Here is a 15,776-nt window from a genome sequence, read left to right on the forward strand (position 1 = left end):
CGGCGGGCACCCCTGGTGTGGCTGGCGGTCCGCGACCGCTGGGAAGACGTCTGGCGCAGCTTCGCCCAGCTCGTGTTCGGCACGTACATGGTCCTCGACGCCCGTCACCAAGCCCTGTGCTCGACCTACTTCGCCGGAGGCAACCGATGAGCCCGTCCGAAGCGGCACCGGTCTTCTTCCTCGCCGTCGTGGCGATCCTCGTGGTCGTGCGGCTGGTCTGCATGGTCGCCGTCAAGCTCGGCCAGCCTCCGGTGGTCGGCGAGATGATCGCCGGCGTGCTGCTCGGCCCGTCGCTGTTCGGGCTGGTGCTGCCGGACGTCCAGGCGGCGCTGTTCCCGGACGCGATCCGGTCGCTGCTCTACGTCGGCGGCCAGATCGGCCTGGTCATCTACATGTTCGGGGCCGGCTACGAGTTCAACCTGAACAGCATCCTGAAGTCGCGGAAGTCGGTCGCGGCGATCTCGTCGGCCGGGACGCTGGTGCCGCTGGCGCTCGGGGTCGGCGTCGCGGTGCTGGGCACCTCGTGGGTCGGCATCGGCAAGGAGGGCGTTTCGCTGGTGACCTCGGCCGCGTTCGTCGGGGTGGCGGTGGCGATCACCGCCTTCCCGATGATGGTCCGGATCATCACCGAACGCGGGATCGGAGCGACGCGGTTCGGCTCGCTGGCGCTGGCCTGCGGCGCGCTCGACGACGTTCTCGCGTGGCTGCTCCTGGCGGTCGTGCTGGGGATGCACGCCGGGTCGCTGGGGCCGATCGCGCTCGCCCTCGGCGGTGGGCTGCTGTTCGCGCTGCTGGTGTTCATCGTCGGGCGGCGCCTGCTGGCCCGGGTGATGGGCAGCGAGCGGATCACCGTCGACCAGCGGGTGCTCATCACCGCGATGACGCTGTTCGCGGCCGCCTGGTTCACCGACACCATCGGGCTGTACGCGGTGTTCGGGGCGTTCACCGTCGGGGTGGCGTTCCCGCGCGGTGCGGCCTCCGACGCCGTGCTCGCGAAGATCATGCCGATCGGGGCGATCGTGTTCGTTCCGCTGTTCTTCACCTACTCCGGCCTGAACACCCGGTTCGCGCTGCTCGCCGACCCGAAGCTGCTCGCCTTCGCGCTGGTGACGGTGGCGGTCGCGATCATCGGCAAACTGGGCGCGTCCTGGGGCGCGGCCCGGCTGGCGGGGGAGCCGCCGGCGATCGCCACGCGGGTCGGCGTGCTCGTCAACGCCCGTGGGCTGATGCAGCTGATCGCGCTCAACGTCGGGCTCGCCGCCGGCATCGTCTCGCCGGCGCTGTTCACCGTGCTGGTGCTCGTCGCGCTGGTCACCACGATCATGACCGCGCCGGTGCTGGCCTGGCTCGACCGGCGCGATGCCCGCAAGGGGAGCACCGAGCTACTCCTGACGGCCGAACCCGTTCCGGTGACCGGGAAAAGTTGATTCTTCAAGTTCGGAAATAACTGCCAAGATGGATCGGTGCGCGACGGGGTGGCGAAGCCGAGGGTGCTGCTGGTCGAGGACGACCGGGAACTGGCGGGCATGCTGCGGGAGCTGCTCGCGGACGAAGGCTACGAAACCGAAGCGGCGTACGACGGCCAGCGGGGCCTGCACCTCGGGCTCACCGGGCACTACGACGTGATGGTCATCGACCGGCGGCTCCCGGTGCTCGACGGGCTGGAACTGCTGCGGCGGCTGCGGGCCCGCGCCGTGACCACGCGGGTCCTGGTGCTCTCGGCGCTGGGGGAGGTGGCCGACCGCGTGGCGGGCCTCGACGCCGGCGCGGACGACTACCTCGTCAAGCCGTTCGAGGCCGAGGAACTGCTCGCGCGGCTGCGCGCGCTGGGCCGTCGTGACCTCGACGGCGCCGAGTGCCTGCCGCTCGGCACGGCGGCCCTCGACCTGCAGCGCCACGAAGTCGTGCTGCCGCGCGGGGAGCGGATCACGCTGTCCGGGCGGGAGTTCGAGCTGCTGCGGACGCTGGCGCAGCGGCCCAAGGCGATCCACCCGCGGGCGGCGTTGCGCACGCGCGTGTTCGCCGACTCGACCGGTGAGTCCATTGTGGACACGTACGTGTACTACCTGCGGCGCAAGCTCGGCCGGGACGCCGTGCGGACCGTGCACGGCCTGGGGTACCAGATCGGCGTGGTATGAGCCCGGATCCCGAGGAACGGGCCCTGCGGCGGGCGCGGTGGGTGATCACCGCGCAGATCGCCGTGGTGGTGTCGCTGCTCGTGGCCGTCGCGGGCGCGATCGCGTACGGGATCCTGCTGTCCGGCCAGCACGCCGACGCCGACCGCCTGCTGGCCAGGACGATCCAGCTCGGCCCCGGCACGACCCCGCCCGGCTGCGTCTGGCTGTTCACGCCGAGCGCGCACGCGCCTGCGGGGCCACCGCCCGCGGGGATGCCGATCCCGGAGCTGAACGCGCTGGTGCCGTCGGCGGGCGACGTCCACACCGAGCGGCGGTCGATCGACGGGATGACGTACACGTTCCGGGTGGAGAACCGCGGCGGCGTCGTCTCGCAGGCGTTCTTCGAGGAGCGGTACCAGATCCAGGACCGGGCGTCGCTGGTGTTCGGGCTCGGCGTCGCCGAGGTGCTCGCGCTGCTGGCGGCCCTGGGCTGCGGGCGCGTGCTGGCCCGCCGGGCGATCCGGCCGCTGGAGGACGCCCTGCGGCGGCAGCGGACGTTCGTCGCGGACGCGTCCCACGAACTGCGCGCGCCGTTGACCCGGCTGCACACGCGCGCGCAGCTGCTGGCCCGGCGGGCGTCCGGCCGCGACGCGGCCGAGCTCGACCAGCTGGTGCGCGGCACGCGGGAACTCGGCGAAGTCGTCGAGGACCTGCTGCTGTCGGCGCAGGCGTGCGGCGAACGGCCGTCGCTGGAGCTGGTCGAGCTGGGGGTGCTGGCCGAGGAGGCGGTGGCGGCGGAGGCGGTGCGCGCCTCGGAGGGCCGGGTCCGGCTGGCGGTGACCCGCGAGCGGCGGCCGTACCTCGTCCAGGGTGTGCCGACGGCGTTGCGCCGGGTGCTGTCGGCGTTGCTGGACAACGCGCTCGGCCACACCCCACCGGGCGGCTCGATCGAGGTCTGGCTCGGCGTCCCCGACGAGCGCCACGTGGAGTTGCGCGTCCGCGACACGGGGGTCGGCTTCCCGGCCACCGACGCGGACCGCATCTTCGAGCGTTTCGCCCGAGGCTCCGACGGCGACGGCCGCCGCTTCGGCCTCGGCCTCGCCCTGGTCCGCGAAGTGGTGACGGGCCACGGCGGCACAATCGCGGCAGCGGCCCGCCCCGGCTCCGGAGCCACGTTCACCCTCCGCCTCCTCCGCGCCGACCCCTCGTGATCAGGAGGTCGACACGCGTGATCAGGAGGTCGACACGCGTGATCAGGAGGTCGACACGCGTGATCAGAGGGTCGACACGCGTGATTGGGGCGACGACACGGCAGGGCACACCCGGTTTCGCCGTGTCGACCCTTCAATCACGCGTGTCGACTGCTCAATCACGCGTGTCGACCCTTCCTGCACGCCGGCCCGGGAGGTGGGGTGGTTATGGGAGCAGGGCTTGGACCGCTGCCGGGGCGTCGGCGATCGGGACCGGGTTCTGCTCACGGGTGGCCAGGCTGCGGACCGTCACGTTCCCCGCGGCCCAGTCCTCCTGGCCGACGATCACCACCGCGGCCGCGCCCGCCTTGTCCGCGCGGGTCAGCTCCTTGCCCAGCTTGCGGTGCTCGATCGGCGTCGACGTCCGCAGGCCCGCGCCGCGCAGGGACGCCGCCACCGAGCGGGCCGCGTCCGCGAGGTCCTCGGTCACCGGGATCACCATGACGTCGACCTCGCTGCGCGGGGCCGGGGTCAGGCCGTGCGTGTCGAGGAAGTCGATCAGCGTGACGTCGCCCATGCCGAACCCGATGCCCGGGATCTGCTGCGGCGTGAACATCGACGCGAGGTCGCTGTAGCGGCCGCCGCCGAAGAGGGCACGGCGGTTCTCCGGCGAGGTGTCGAAGACCTCGAACACGGTCGACGTGTAGTACGCCAGCCCGCGCACGATCATCGGCTCGTACTTCACCAGCGAACCCGCGCTGCTGTTCAGCACGCGGACCAGGTTCGACTGCTCCCGCACCTCGGCCGGCAGCTCGTCCAGCAGCGCCTCGCCCGCGTCGAGCGTCTCGGACAGCTTCTCGAACTGCTTGTCCGAGAGCCCGATCTCCCCGGCGCTCTCGGCCAGCTTCTCGCGCGGGTACTTCTCCCAGCGGTCGACCAGCGCGAACACCTGGGCCAGGTGGTCCGCCGACACGCCCGCGACGTCGGTGAGCGCCGACGTCAGCAGGTTCCGGTCGTTGACGCGCAGCACGAACATGTCCGGCGTCGCGCCCAGCGCGGCCATCATGTCGTGCACCAGCTCGAAGATCTCGATCTCGCAGTTGGCGCTGTCCGAGCCGAAGATGTCCGCGTTGATCTGCCAGTGCTCGCGCACGCGGCCGCGCTGCGGCGCCTCGTAGCGGTGGCAGTTCGGGTGGCTGTACCAGCGGACCGGGAACGACAGCGACTTCGCGCTGCCGGCGATCATCCGCGCCACCGACGGCGTCATCTCCGGCCGCAGCGCCAGCCGCCGCCCGCCCTTGTCGGTCAGCGTGTACAGCTGCTTGTCCGCGAGCTCCTGCCCGGACTTCCGCTCGTAGATCTCGGCCGATTCGAGGATCGGGCCGTCGTAGCGCAGGAAGCCACGGCGCTCCAGGACGTCGTAGAGATGACCGAACACCTGGGTACGCACGGACATTTCGGCGGGCAGGAAGTCCCGGGTCCCCTTGTAGGGCGCGGTCGGCAGGTATTCAGGCACGTCACCAGCTTAACGACCGGCCGCATCCGGGTTTTCAGGGGAAGGCGACTCCGTACGCGGTGAGCAGTGTCGCCGCGGCCAGGAACACCGCGCCGACGGACGTCACGCGCCCGCCGAGCTTGCCGCGGTTCGGGATCAGGTGGAGGAAGAATCCACCCGATTGGGCAAGGATGCCGAACAGCAGCAGGAAGCAAGTGATCCACAACGTCGGGTCGGACAGCGTCGTGCGGCTCAGGATCTGCAGCGCGACCAGGGCGAGGATCAGCAGGACGCCGGCGTGCGCGTGGCCGGCGCGGAACATCGCGCGCTGGTGCTCGGTGAGCTTCCGGTCGCGCATGACGCCCATCAGCGCGTAGCCGCCGTACATCACGGTCGGCAGGGAGACCAGCGCGATCACCGTGAACAGCTGGGTCGGTCCGTGCATCGGGGGAGCTCCTTCGAGGTGGGGTGGCGCAACAGTAACACTGTTTTAAAACGCTGTCACCAAACTGGGCATTCCCCGATCGGGGACCTAGGCGAGGCGGCCCTGGGCCAGCACCAGCACGGGATTGCGGAGCGCGGCCAGCGACGCGAGGGGGTCGCCCTCGACGACCAGGACATCCGCCGCGAGCCCGGCTTCGAGCCGTCCGGTGACGTCGCCGAGGCCCAGCCCGGCCGCGCTGTCCTCGGTCGCGATCTCCAGGATCCGGCGCCGCGGGAAGCCGAGCCACTCGTACAGCTCCAGCGCGCCGACCGGGTCGTCGAACACCGAGCCGGGCAGGCCCGCGTCGGTCCCGGAGAGCAGCCGGACGCCGTGTTCTTCGAGCCACGGCAGCCGGCCGTACATCGCCTGCGCGACGTCGTCGCCGAGCTTCTCGACGATCACCCGCCAGTTGCGGCTGCTCGTCGAGCACGCCGAGATGCCGTCGGCGGCCATCCGCGCGGCCACCTCCGAGCGGCGGTCGAAGGAGCGAGGCCCGGTCATGAAGCTGCAGTGCTCGACCGTCGAGACCCCGGCTTCGACGGCGGCCTCGATCGCGTCGGCGCCGTGGGCGTGCGCGGCGACCGGCAGCCCGAGCGACGCCGCGTGCTCGGTGATCATGCGCAGCTGCCGTGCGTCGAACTGCGACTCCCACATTTCCGCGCCGCCTTCGGTGATCTGGCCGCCGCCGGCCATCACCTTGATCACGTCCGCGCCCGCGGCCGCGTTCGCGTCGATCAGGGCACGGATTTCGCTGTCCGAAGCCGTTTCCCCGCCGAAAAAGTGGCCATGGCCGCCCGGGACGGTGATCGGCGGCCCCGACACGAGCAGCCGCGGCGCGGGAGAGCCCTCGAACGAGCGCCGGACGGCCGCGCCGAGGTGCCCTCGGTCCCCGAGGTCCCGCACGGTCGTGACGCCGCTGCGCAGCATCGCCGTGAGCCGCGAGCGCGCGCCGTCCAGGAGCTCTTCGGTTTCGGAGAAGCGGGCCAGCATTTCGCGGGACGCGTCGAACGCCAGGTGCACGTGGACGTTGAACAGCCCGGCCAGCGCGGTCCCGGTGGGGAAGTCGTGCCGGACCGCGTCCGGCGCGGCCTGCGCGACGACGTCCGCGCGCGGGCCCGCCGCGACGATCACCCCGTCGCGCACCAGCACGGCGCCGTCTTCGACCGGGGTGGCGGGCCGCGGCAGCACCCGGCCGGCGGTGATCAGGGTGTCCACGTCACTTCCCGTTCGTCATCGCGGCCGACAGCGCGAGCAGGGGCCGGACGTCGGATTCGATGTCGTCGGCTCCGGCCGGCAGGACCTGCTTGGCGCGGCCGTCGCTGGCTTCGCCGTCCGCGTGCCGCCGCAGCGCCGTTTTCAGCGCGGCCGCCGCGGCTCCGGGATCGGCGGCGACGACCTCGCCGAAGTCCGCGTCCAGGTACGGCGACAGCTGCACCAGGCCGTCCCGGATCTCGATCACCCGGCGGTAGTGCACGCGGTGGATGCCGCGCGGGGAGAGCCGGTCGCCGCGGCGCGGCGGGGTCCGCAGCACGATGCTGGGGAACGCCTCGACCAGGACTGTCCACAACGGAGCCAATGCCTCGTGTTCGCGCCGGTGCTGGCGGCGGCGCCGCAGCGCCGAAACCCGTGCCCGCAACCCGGGGTAGGTGACGCCGGCGAGGAACAGCATCCCGCCGACGATCACGAACGGCACGCCGAGCAGCAGCAGGATCTTGACGACCGGGCCGAACACCCACGCCACCACGATGTACAGCGCGCGGAAGATGCTGCCGACGGCCGCGCTCGCCATGCCGATCGCGCCCAGCCGCAACCCGATCCGCAGATCCCGGTCCGCCACCCGCAGATACCGCACGATCCAGGCCGTGCAGGCGATGAGACCGTAGATCAGGTACAGCCCGGCGCCGAGGTAGAAGACCGCGACGCCGCTGTCGTGGATCGTCGACGGCCCCAGCGGCAGGCCGCGCAGCTCCGGCCGCGTCAGGTCCATCGCGACGACCATCAGCGCGATCGCCGCGGCCAGCGGGATCAGTTCGGCCACCACCCGGCGGTACCGGCGGGGGCCCAGCGTCGAGCCGAGGAAGAAGATCACCAGCGCGCAGATGCCGCACGCCAGCAGCGCGTTGTTCGCCACCCGCGCCGCACCGCGGCCCAGCAGCGCGTCGACGTCGTCGGAGAGCACCGGTTGCTGCAGCAGGAACGCGGCCGCGAACCCGGCCACGCACGCGGTGACGGCCCAGTTCGGCACGGTCGGCGCGCGCGTCACCTGGTAGATCCGCCACGCCAGCGCGGCGGAGAACAGCACCAGAGCAATCAGGTTGACCGGGCTGAAAAGTGTGCTCACAACCACCCTTGGTGATCGCCGAGCGCCCCCTGGATCCGGCGGAGATCCCGGTCCGCAGCGCGCCGCGGGATCGTGTAGTTCAGGACCGACGCCCACTCGAGGATGATGGTCGCGACGGTCTCGGCTTCCCACTCGTGCGCGTCATCGTAGGACGAGCGGCGCAGGGCGCGGTGTACGGCATCCGGGTCGAGCTCCGTCGCCGGGCCGCGCAGGAAGTCCGCCGGCTCGGCGTCGCCGTGCGGGTGGTGATCCGCCAGCATGTGCCCGAGCTCGTGCAGGATGATGTGGTCCTGGTGCGATTTCGTCGTTTCGGCCTGGTAGAAGATGTAGTCCGCGGACGACGTCGCGATCCAGCAGCCGAACGGCCCCGGCACTTCGAGCGGGTACGCCAGCAGCCGGATCGGCTTCCCGCGCCGCTCGCCCAGCCGCGCGCACAGCACCTCGACGTCCAGCGGCGGCCCGATGTCGAGGTCCTTGAGCAGCTTCCGGCAGCGGCGGCGCAGCTCGCGCTCCTTCATCGCACCGCGCTTCCCGGGCCCCGGTCCTCCGGGTTCCGGCCCTCGCGTTCGGCCCGCTCGTAGCGCTCGACGAGCTCCAGCAGGTCCATCACCTGCCGCCGGCCCTGCGGGGACAGCTCCTGGGCCCGCATCGCCATCAGCTGCGCCTCGCCCGCCGGCGGCGCGGCCGCCTCCGCGTCGAAGAAGTACGTCACCGGCACGCCGAACAGCCTCGCCAGCGCCTCGACGTAGTGGATCTTCGGGTTGACCCGCTTGCCCGTGGCGAGCTGCTGCAGGTAGGCGGGCGACATCGCCGGCCCGCCCGCGCGCTCGACGGCGGCCGAGATCTCCCGGTAGCTGTGCGGTGCGCGGCCGTCGACCCGAGCGGCCTCGATCAGGGCGCTCAGGCGCTCCGCAAAGGTGCGCTCCCGTGCCATCTCCACCCCCTGGGAATCCAGCCGCGGAAATTCTAACCGCAAACCACTGTACGCACATGTTGACAGCTGTCGTATGCAGTGGTTTACAGTTGGCTCGCCTCTCGCCTGGCTCTCCGTGCCCTGGGGGTGCACGGAACAGCTCAGGCGAGAGGTTGTCGCGCCTTCGACTCGTCATGATCGGCCGTCTGTAGTACGCTTCAGAGGTCAAGGTTGATCGCCCTCGGGCGAACCCTTGGCCACGGCCTGTTGCCGGAGGTCGACCCCCAGGGCTTCCGGTGACAGGCCCCTTTACGTTTCAGCCCATGAGCGTGGCGGCCAGCGTGCCGCCCAGTTCGGTGCACGCTTCGAGCGTCTTTTTGTCCGGATCACCCGTCGTGATGACGGATTCCGCCGCTTTCGCCCACGCCAGCCCGGTCGTGATCGCCAGCAGTTGCCGTTCCGTGCCCGAAGTGTCGCTGTTGCCGTGAATCCAGTACCCGAACGGGCGACCGCGCGTCTCGTCCAGGCACGGGTAGTAGATCGTGTCGAAGAAGTGTTTCAGCGCGCCGCTCATGCTGCCCAGGTTCGCCGGCGTGCCCAGCAGGTAGCCGTCCGCTTCGAGGACGTCGGTGGCGGTGGCCGCCAGCGCGGCGCGGCGGACCACCTCCACCCCTTCGATGTCCGGGTGGGTCGCCCCGGCCACGACCGCTTCGAACAACGCCTGCGTCGACGGCGACGGCGTGTGGTGCACGATCAGCAGCCTCGGCATCAGGCGAGCAGCTCCTCGACGTCCGCCCGCAGCGCCGTCAGCCGCTCCTGCGCCGCGTCGCGCACGCTGTCCACCACCTGCAGGTATGCCTTCAGCTTCGGCTCGGTCCCGGACGGCCGTACGACCACACGCACGCCCTCACCGGTCAGCCGCACGACGTCGGCGTCCGGCAGCAGGTCTTCGAGCGTGACCTCGACGCCGCCGAGCCGGGCCGGCGGGGTCGCGCGCACCTTCGCCATCAGCTGCCCGCGGACGGCGAGATCGGTGACCCGCAGCGAAACCTGGTCGGTCAGGTGGACGCCGTGGCGCCGCGCCAGCTCGTCGAGCACGTCCAGCGGCGTGCGGCCCTGGGCCTTCAGCTGCGCGGCGAGGCCCGCGGCCAGCGTCGCGGCGGCGATGCCGTCCTTGTCGCGCACGAAACCGGGGTTCACGCACAGGCCGAGCGCCTCTTCGTAGGCGAACACCAGCCCTTCGCCGGCGCGCACCAGCCACTTGAAGCCGGTCAGCGTCTCGGCGTACCGGGCCCCTTCGGCCTTCGCGATTTCGCCGAGCATCGACGACGACACGATCGTGGTCGCCACCAGCGGGTCCGGCAGCCTGGTCCGGTCCACTGTGGACAGCACGTACGAGCCGAGCAGCACGCCGGTCTCGTCGCCGCGCAGCATGCGCCACCGCCCGTCTCGCTCGCGGACGCCGAGCGCGCACCGGTCGGCGTCCGGGTCGAGCGCGATCGCCAGGTCGGCATCCACATCGGACGCCAGCGCCAGCAGCAGGTCCGTCGCGCCCGGTTCTTCGGGGTTCGGGAACGAGACGGTCGGGAAGTCCGGGTCCGGCGCGGCCTGGGCGCCGACCAGGTGCAGGTCGGTGAACCCGGCCCGCTCGAACGCCGCGCGCAGCGTGCCGGCGCCGACGCCGTGCAACGCCGTCGCGGCCACCCGCACCGCGCGTTCGTGGCCCAGCGGCAGCGTCGCGACCTCGTCGAGGTAGTGGTCCAGCAGGTCGACGACCTCGGCGCCGGGCGCCCGCGGCACGTCGGCGGCGGGCGGCGCGGCCTCGATGGCGCGCTCGATCTCGCCGTCGGACGGCGGGACGATCTGGCCGCCGGTGGCGTCGTAGAGCTTGTACCCGTTGTCCGCCGGGGGGTTGTGCGACGCGGTGATCTGGATCCCGGCCACCGCGCCGAGCCGGCCGACGGCGAACGCGAGCACCGGGGTCGGCAGCGGGCGGGTGAACACCTTGACGTCGAACCCGGCCGCGGCCAGCACCTCGGCGGCGGCCGTCGCGAAGGCTTCCGAGCCGTGCCGCGCGTCGCGGCCGACGACGACCAGCGCACCGGCGTGCCCGTGCGCCGTCAGCCACTGCGCGACCCCGGCCGTCGTGCGGGTGACGACGGCGACGTTCATCCCGTTCGGCCCCGCGCGCACCGGGCCGCGCAGGCCGGCGGTGCCGAATTCCAGCGGGCCGGCCAGCCGGTCGGCGAGGTCTTCGGCGGCCGCGGGGTCGCTGTCCGCCCGGGCCAGGACGGCCTCGAGTTCGGCGCGGGTGGCGGGGTCCGGATCGGCGGCGATCCAGCGGGAAGCGGCGTCACGCAGGGTGGAAATCGATGTCACCGAGCCAGCCTACGGGCTAGGGTCGGGTAGGTGCGCTTACTCTTCACCTCACTGGGGTCCTTCGGCCACACCTTCCCGCTCGTCCCGCTGGCGGTCGCCGCGCGCGAGGCGGGCCACGACGTCGTCTTCGCCACCTCGGAAGACTTCCTGCCACAGCTGACGAAAGCCGGGCTCGAGACGGCGGCCGCCGGGCTCGCCATCAAGGACGCTTTCGGGCAGGCGTTCGCCGAGACGTTCGGCGAAGCGGGCCCGCCCGGCCCGCCGGGGGACATCCCGCGGGAGGTGCTCTTCCCGGTCGTCGCGAAGGTGTTCGGCGAGCTGATGCCGAAGCGGTTCCTCGCCGACCTGCTGCCGCTGTTCGAGCACGTCCGGCCCGACCTGGTGGTGAGCGAGGCGGGCAATTCGGGCGGGGCGTTCGCCGCGCTGAAGGCCGGGCTCCCGGTGGTGGCGCACGGTTTCGGCCGGGTGTCGACCGGCGACCCGATGACCACGAAGATCCGCGACGCGATCCGCTCGCACGCCGATGAGCTGGGCATCGAGATGGGCGATGACCTGGCGTTCGGTGGCCCGTTCATCGACATCTGCCCGGAGTCGGTGCAGGACCGGGACTTCCTGGCGCGCACCCGCCGGGTGCCGCTGCGCCCGGTCGGCTGGAGCGAGCCGGGCGAGCTGCCGGCGGGCGTGCTGGACAAGCGGCGTCCGCTGGTCTACCTGACGCTGGGCACGGCGATGGGCCACGCGGGCGTGCTCACCGAGGCGATCGCCGGTCTGTCCGGTTTGGACGTCGACGTCCTGGTCGCCACCGGCCCGTCGCTGCCCGAGGACGCGCTGGGCGAGGTGCCGGAGAACGTCCGGCTCGAGGCGTGGGTCCCGCAGGCGGCCCTGCTCCCGCACGTCGACCTGGTGGTCCACCACGGCGGCAGCGGCACCACCCTCGGCGCGTTCGGCGCGGCCCTCCCGCAGCTGCTGCTCCCGCAGGGCGCGGACCAGTTCACCAACGCGGACGCGGTCCTCGCGGCGGGCGTCGGCGACCGCCTCCTCGGCCCCGAAGTCACCGCCGAAGCCGTCGCCGCAAAGGCCCGTCACCTGCTCACGGACACCGCGGTCCGCGACGCGGCCCAGACCCTGGCCACCGAAGTCGAGGCCATGCCGTCCCCGGCCGACGTCGCCGCCGAACTCCCCACCCTCGCCTGACACCGTGTCGACCCTCTAATCACGCGTGTCGACCCTTCAATCACGCGTGTCGACCTTTCGCGCACCGAAGTGGTGTGCGGGAAACGTCGACACGCGTGATCAGGAGGTCGACACGCGTGATTGAGGGGACGACACGAGGTCAGGCGCGGGTGAGCAGTTCGCGCAGCAGGGAGCCCATCTTGGTGGCCGCCGCGCGGCCGGCCTCCAGGACTTCTTCGTGGTTCAGGGGCTCGCCGGTCATGCCCGCGGCGAGGTTCGTCACCAGGGACAGGCCGAAGACCTCGACGCCGGCCGCGCGGGCGGCGATCGCCTCCAGGACCGTCGACATGCCGACCAGGTCCGCGCCCAGCGTGCGCAGCATGTGGATTTCGGCGGGCGTCTCGAAGTGCGGCCCGGTCAGGCCCGCGTAGACGCCTTCTTCGAGCGACGGGTCGATCTCGCGGGCGATGTCCCGCAGCCGCTTCGAGTACAGGTCCGTCAGGTCGACGAAGTTCGCGCCGACGATCGGTGAGCGCGCGGTCAGGTTCAGGTGGTCCGCGATCAGCACCGGCTGGCCCACCTGGAAGCCCTCGCGCAGGCCGCCCGCCGCGTTCGTCAGCAGCACCGTCCGGACGCCGGCCGCCGCCGCGGTGCGCACGTTGTGCACCACCGGGTCGATGCCCTTGCCCTCGTAGAAGTGGGTCCGGCCCAGCATCACCAGGACGTTCTTGTCGCCGACCTTCAGCGACCGGATGGTGCCGCCGTGGCCCACCGCGCCGGGCGTGGTGAAGCCGGGCAGTTCGGCGAACGGGATCTCCGTCTCGCACTCCCCGATGACGTCCGCCGCCGGGCGCCAGCCCGACCCCAGGACCACCGCGATGTCGTGCGCGTCCACGCCGGTGCGCTTGGCGATGGCGCTCGCGGCTTCGTGTTCACTCATGCGAGGGAGCGTAACTTGGCGCTGCGCACCACGAGGAACACCACCAGCCCGAACGGCGAGAGGAAGATCGTCAGCAGCAGGATCGGGCTGACGAGCCACGGCGAGAGGCCGGCCGAGCGCCCTTCGAAGTACATCCAGCGGGCGATGAACAGGTCGAACGCGATGAGGTGGGCCCAGACGAGCCCGGCGCCCCACGGCGTCGCGAGCAGTGCCTGCAGGACGCCGAGGTCGGGCCGCAGCATCGCCTGCCCCCACTCGCCGAAGTGCGGCAGCACGAGCGCGAAGTAGCACACCAGCGGCAGCAGCGGCACCCACGGCGACCGCATGATCCGCTCGGTCCACCGCCACCGCGGGGCCAGGATCATCAGCGCCCAGAACGGCGCGGAGAGGGGGAAGGCGAGGTCGAAGAGGGTCATCGGACGCGCACCGTAGCCCACGAACCCAGCCCGACCGCCGCGACCAGCAGCGCGAACGCGCCGAGCGTCGTCGCGTCCGGGTGCACGACGGACTGCGCCCGCAGCGCCTGCCAGGTGACCAGCGCGACCAGGCCCGCGTACCCGGCCGCTCCGATCAGGACGAGCCGTGCGCGGACGACGTCGTCGCGCAGCCGCGGGAACCGCGAGGCCAGCGCCAGCAGCGCGATGGCGAGCAGCGGTAGGGCCTGCAGGGCGTGCATCCCGACGAAGTGCGGGATCCGCAGGTCGCCGCCGACCGTGCTCCAGCCGAGGATCGGCAGGCCGGGGCCGCCGTCGTCGAGTCCGACGGTGTGCCCGCCGACCATGTCCGGCCGTCCGCCGCTCTTCCACTGCGCGAGCTGCCGCGCGGTCGGGTTCGTCATCAGCTGGCCGAGGGAGATCCCGGCCAGCGACAGCGCCGCGCCGGCCCGCACCGCCCAGTACGACGCCCGGTCGGGCACCTTCGTGAACAGCACCAGCACCGTGAGCGCCAGGGTGGCGACCCACAGGACGGCGATCATCGCGGCCATGGTGCCGAAGATCGCGGCGTCCTGCGGGGTCGAGACGTTGAAGTGGCTCGCCCGGCCACGCGCGGCCTGGAACACGAGCAGGACGTACTCGGCCGCGAAGATCGCGACCAGGAGGTTCGTCAGCCCGGCCGCCGTGCGCCGGAACTTCGGCAGCAGCGAGACGAGCCAGCTCCAGGTGGCGAAGTAGAGCGTGCCGGAGACCGCGAACTTGAACGGCTTCGCCCAGATCGGCGCGCCACCCAGGGTCCGCTGGTCGAGGACCATGGCGGCCACGCACAGCAGCGCCACCACCCCCAGCGCGGCGGCCGCGAGCGCGGACGGCCGGTGCCAGGAGTTCGTTCTGCTCCGGAGATCGGCAAGGATGGTCATGGTTCCTCCCAGAACGGATAGTCAAGCTCTCCGTTATGGGAAGTTAAACTATCCATGCTGAGATGTCTTCAGGGTTGTCCCCGAGACAGCCCCGGGATCGGAGCGGAAACGCATGCGGATGGCCGAGCTGAGCGCCGAGTCCGGGGTGCCGGTGGCGACCGTCAAGTACTACCTGCGCGAAGGCCTGCTCCCGCCCGGCGAGCGCACCAGCCCGAACCAGGCGCGCTACTCCCCGGCGCACGTCCAGCGACTGCGGCTGATCAAGGCGCTCACCGAGGTCGGTGGCCTGTCGCTGGCCTCGGTCGGCGTCGTGCTGAGCGCGATCGACGACCACGAGACCCCGCACCGGACGATGGGCGTCGTCCAGCAGGAGCTGGCCGGGCCCGCGCCGAAGGTGTCCGACGCGGCCGCCGAGTGGGCGTCCGGGCGGCTGGCGGACCTGATGGCCCGCCACGGCTGGAAGGCGCACCCGCCCGCGCACCGCACGGTGGCCAACCTCGTCGCGGCGCTGGCGACGGCCAGGGAGCTGGGGCAGGAGACGCTGACGGAACGGCTCGAGGAGTACGCCGACCTGGCGATGCACGTCGCGGAACTCGACGTCGAGGTGGTGGCCGGCCTGACGTCGCTGGACAAGATCATCGAGACCGGGCTGGTCGCCACCGTGCTCGGCGACCGGATCTTCGCCGGGCTGCGCCACCTGGCCCAGGAGCAGGTGTCCCGGAAGGTCCTCGGCGGCGGCTAGTCCGAGACGCTCAGCGTCGGGGCGACCCGGTCGAAGACGTCCTGGCGGCCGGAGTTCTCCTGCTCGGCCGGCACGGTGACCGAAAGGATCCACAGGCTCGTGCCCGCCTGGACCAGGTTCATGAACGTCACCCGGGTGCCGCCGCCCCCGTCGCCTTCGGGGAGGTTGCCGCCCTCGGCCAAGCGGTACGTCAGCGTCGAGCCCTTGCCGCCCGGCAGCGGCGTCGGGTCGTAGAGCTGGAACGCGTTGGGGGGATAGGAGCCCTTCAGCCAGCTGATGTACTCGTCGTCGTCGGGGTACCGGTCGAAGTACTTCACCAGCCGCTCCACGCGCAGCGACCGGCGGCCGTCGGGGGAGACGTACTGGACCGCCGTGCTCGCGCCGAACAACGTGGTGGTGTGCGGGGCGACGAACTTCTCCCAGCCCTCGGGCACCTGGAGGCCGAACTGCCCGCCGTTGCCGGTCACGTAACTCGCGTCGCCGGACTGCTGCACCAGCGACGGCGCCGGAACGTCGGTCACGCCGTTCGACGTGTTCCGCGGGGCCGCGTCCGGCGGCAGCAGCGACTGGCCGCCGACCGCCCTGGCCAGCGCGAACCCGCTGCCCGCGGCGAGCAGGAAGAGCAGGATCGCCACCGCGACGAGCACG

At 72.0% G+C, this 15,776-nt stretch carries 16 protein-coding genes and 1 pseudogene; 5 read left to right on the top strand and 12 right to left on the bottom strand.

What is annotated here, in order from left to right; all coding sequences use genetic code 11:
- Positions 1-146: 146 nt before the first annotated feature.
- From CCN39_RS04645 to CCN39_RS04655, 3 genes are all read left to right on the top strand, one after another.
- Complete coding sequence (locus CCN39_RS04645; RefSeq protein WP_086838682.1) at positions 147-1,427, top strand: cation:proton antiporter; 1,281 nt, start codon at positions 147-149, stop codon at positions 1,425-1,427.
- Between the two features lie 63 nt (positions 1,428-1,490).
- Positions 1,491-2,138, top strand: a complete 648-nt coding sequence (locus CCN39_RS04650) for a response regulator transcription factor (protein ID WP_086838711.1) — start codon at positions 1,491-1,493, stop codon at positions 2,136-2,138.
- Positions 2,135-3,328 carry a sensor histidine kinase gene (locus CCN39_RS04655; RefSeq protein WP_086838684.1) on the top strand — a complete coding sequence of 398 codons (1,194 nt, stop codon included), beginning with the start codon at positions 2,135-2,137 and terminating at the stop codon, positions 3,326-3,328. The genes CCN39_RS04650 and CCN39_RS04655 overlap by 4 nt, the downstream gene beginning before the upstream one ends.
- A gap of 205 nt (positions 3,329-3,533) precedes the next feature.
- Here CCN39_RS04655 and hisS read toward each other — a convergent pair whose 3' ends face one another.
- The 8 genes from hisS to CCN39_RS04695 form a co-directional block, all read right to left on the bottom strand.
- A complete protein-coding gene (gene hisS / locus CCN39_RS04660; RefSeq protein WP_086838686.1) occupies positions 3,534-4,823 on the bottom strand; it encodes a histidine--tRNA ligase in 1,290 nt (429 codons plus the stop codon).
- A gap of 34 nt (positions 4,824-4,857) precedes the next feature.
- The gene (locus tag CCN39_RS04665) at positions 4,858-5,247 is read right to left on the bottom strand and encodes a hypothetical protein (protein ID WP_086838688.1); all 390 of its coding nucleotides are present in this window, start codon (positions 5,245-5,247) and stop codon (positions 4,858-4,860) included.
- A gap of 87 nt (positions 5,248-5,334) precedes the next feature.
- Positions 5,335-6,501: an amidohydrolase family protein gene (locus CCN39_RS04670; protein ID WP_086838690.1), complete on the bottom strand. Its 1,167-nt coding sequence runs from the start codon at positions 6,499-6,501 to the stop codon at positions 5,335-5,337.
- A gap of 1 nt (position 6,502) precedes the next feature.
- The gene (locus tag CCN39_RS04675) at positions 6,503-7,627 is read right to left on the bottom strand and encodes an MAB_1171c family putative transporter (RefSeq protein ID WP_086838692.1); all 1,125 of its coding nucleotides are present in this window, start codon (positions 7,625-7,627) and stop codon (positions 6,503-6,505) included.
- Entirely contained in the window at positions 7,624-8,145 is a 522-nt protein-coding gene (locus tag CCN39_RS04680) for a hypothetical protein (protein WP_086838694.1), read from the bottom strand. The genes CCN39_RS04675 and CCN39_RS04680 overlap by 4 nt, the downstream gene beginning before the upstream one ends.
- Positions 8,142-8,561 (bottom strand): exosome complex component, encoded by a 420-nt coding sequence (locus CCN39_RS04685; RefSeq protein ID WP_167454978.1) that lies wholly within the window; start codon positions 8,559-8,561, stop codon positions 8,142-8,144. The genes CCN39_RS04680 and CCN39_RS04685 overlap by 4 nt, the downstream gene beginning before the upstream one ends.
- Before the next feature lie 295 nt (positions 8,562-8,856).
- Positions 8,857-9,309, bottom strand: a complete 453-nt coding sequence (locus tag CCN39_RS04690) for a flavodoxin family protein (RefSeq protein WP_086838697.1) — start codon at positions 9,307-9,309, stop codon at positions 8,857-8,859.
- Positions 9,309-10,919 (bottom strand): phospho-sugar mutase, encoded by a 1,611-nt coding sequence (locus CCN39_RS04695; protein WP_086838698.1) that lies wholly within the window; start codon positions 10,917-10,919, stop codon positions 9,309-9,311. The genes CCN39_RS04690 and CCN39_RS04695 overlap by 1 nt, the downstream gene beginning before the upstream one ends.
- A gap of 30 nt (positions 10,920-10,949) precedes the next feature.
- Here CCN39_RS04695 and CCN39_RS04700 point away from each other — a divergent pair, with 30 nt between their 5' ends.
- The gene (locus CCN39_RS04700; protein ID WP_086838701.1) at positions 10,950-12,113 is read left to right on the top strand and encodes a glycosyltransferase; all 1,164 of its coding nucleotides are present in this window, start codon (positions 10,950-10,952) and stop codon (positions 12,111-12,113) included.
- A 139-nt stretch (positions 12,114-12,252) separates the two neighbouring features.
- Here the strand turns inward: CCN39_RS04700 and CCN39_RS04705 are convergent, their stop codons facing one another.
- From CCN39_RS04705 to CCN39_RS04715, 3 genes are read right to left on the bottom strand one after another with little or no spacing between them, the layout of a single operon-like run.
- Positions 12,253-13,032 carry a purine-nucleoside phosphorylase gene (locus CCN39_RS04705; RefSeq protein WP_086838703.1) on the bottom strand — a complete coding sequence of 260 codons (780 nt, stop codon included), beginning with the start codon at positions 13,030-13,032 and terminating at the stop codon, positions 12,253-12,255.
- The gene (locus CCN39_RS04710) at positions 13,029-13,448 is read right to left on the bottom strand and encodes an ABA4-like family protein (RefSeq protein WP_086838705.1); all 420 of its coding nucleotides are present in this window, start codon (positions 13,446-13,448) and stop codon (positions 13,029-13,031) included. The genes CCN39_RS04705 and CCN39_RS04710 overlap by 4 nt, the downstream gene beginning before the upstream one ends.
- Positions 13,445-14,386 (bottom strand): hypothetical protein, encoded by a 942-nt coding sequence (locus tag CCN39_RS04715; RefSeq protein WP_086838707.1) that lies wholly within the window; start codon positions 14,384-14,386, stop codon positions 13,445-13,447. Before CCN39_RS04715 ends, CCN39_RS04710 begins: the two co-directional genes overlap by 4 nt.
- Before the next feature lie 112 nt (positions 14,387-14,498).
- Between CCN39_RS04715 and CCN39_RS04720 the strand changes: the two genes are divergently transcribed.
- Positions 14,499-15,128, top strand: coding sequence for a MerR family transcriptional regulator (locus tag CCN39_RS04720; protein WP_086838709.1), 630 nt, complete (start codon positions 14,499-14,501; stop codon positions 15,126-15,128).
- On the opposite strand, the pseudogene CCN39_RS04725 reads toward CCN39_RS04720, so the two are convergent.
- Positions 15,125-15,776: pseudogene (locus CCN39_RS04725) on the bottom strand (serine/threonine-protein kinase); the annotation flags it as partial. The gene CCN39_RS04720 and the pseudogene CCN39_RS04725 overlap by 4 nt on opposite strands.

The organism is Amycolatopsis kentuckyensis, assembly GCF_002155975.1.
In the GTDB taxonomy this organism is placed as follows: Bacteria; Actinomycetota; Actinomycetes; order Mycobacteriales; family Pseudonocardiaceae; genus Amycolatopsis; species Amycolatopsis kentuckyensis.

What these genes read in the sequence shown, in the direction of transcription:
- CCN39_RS04655 (WP_086838684.1), top strand. Translation starts at nt 2,135, where the DNA reads ATGAGCCCGGATCCCGAGGAACGGGCCCTGCGGCGGGCGCGGTGGGTG.
- CCN39_RS04680 (WP_086838694.1), bottom strand. Translation starts at nt 8,145, where the DNA reads ATGAAGGAGCGCGAGCTGCGCCGCCGCTGCCGGAAGCTGCTCAAGGAC.
- CCN39_RS04710 (WP_086838705.1), bottom strand. Translation starts at nt 13,448, where the DNA reads ATGACCCTCTTCGACCTCGCCTTCCCCCTCTCCGCGCCGTTCTGGGCG.
- CCN39_RS04690 (WP_086838697.1), bottom strand. Translation starts at nt 9,309, where the DNA reads ATGCCGAGGCTGCTGATCGTGCACCACACGCCGTCGCCGTCGACGCAG.
- CCN39_RS04665 (WP_086838688.1), bottom strand. Translation starts at nt 5,247, where the DNA reads ATGCACGGACCGACCCAGCTGTTCACGGTGATCGCGCTGGTCTCCCTG.
- CCN39_RS04645 (WP_086838682.1), top strand. Translation starts at nt 147, where the DNA reads ATGAGCCCGTCCGAAGCGGCACCGGTCTTCTTCCTCGCCGTCGTGGCG.
- CCN39_RS04685 (WP_167454978.1), bottom strand. Translation starts at nt 8,561, where the DNA reads ATGGCACGGGAGCGCACCTTTGCGGAGCGCCTGAGCGCCCTGATCGAG.
- CCN39_RS04715 (WP_086838707.1), bottom strand. Translation starts at nt 14,386, where the DNA reads ATGACCATCCTTGCCGATCTCCGGAGCAGAACGAACTCCTGGCACCGG.
- CCN39_RS04720 (WP_086838709.1), top strand. Translation starts at nt 14,499, where the DNA reads ATGCGGATGGCCGAGCTGAGCGCCGAGTCCGGGGTGCCGGTGGCGACC.
- CCN39_RS04705 (WP_086838703.1), bottom strand. Translation starts at nt 13,032, where the DNA reads ATGAGTGAACACGAAGCCGCGAGCGCCATCGCCAAGCGCACCGGCGTG.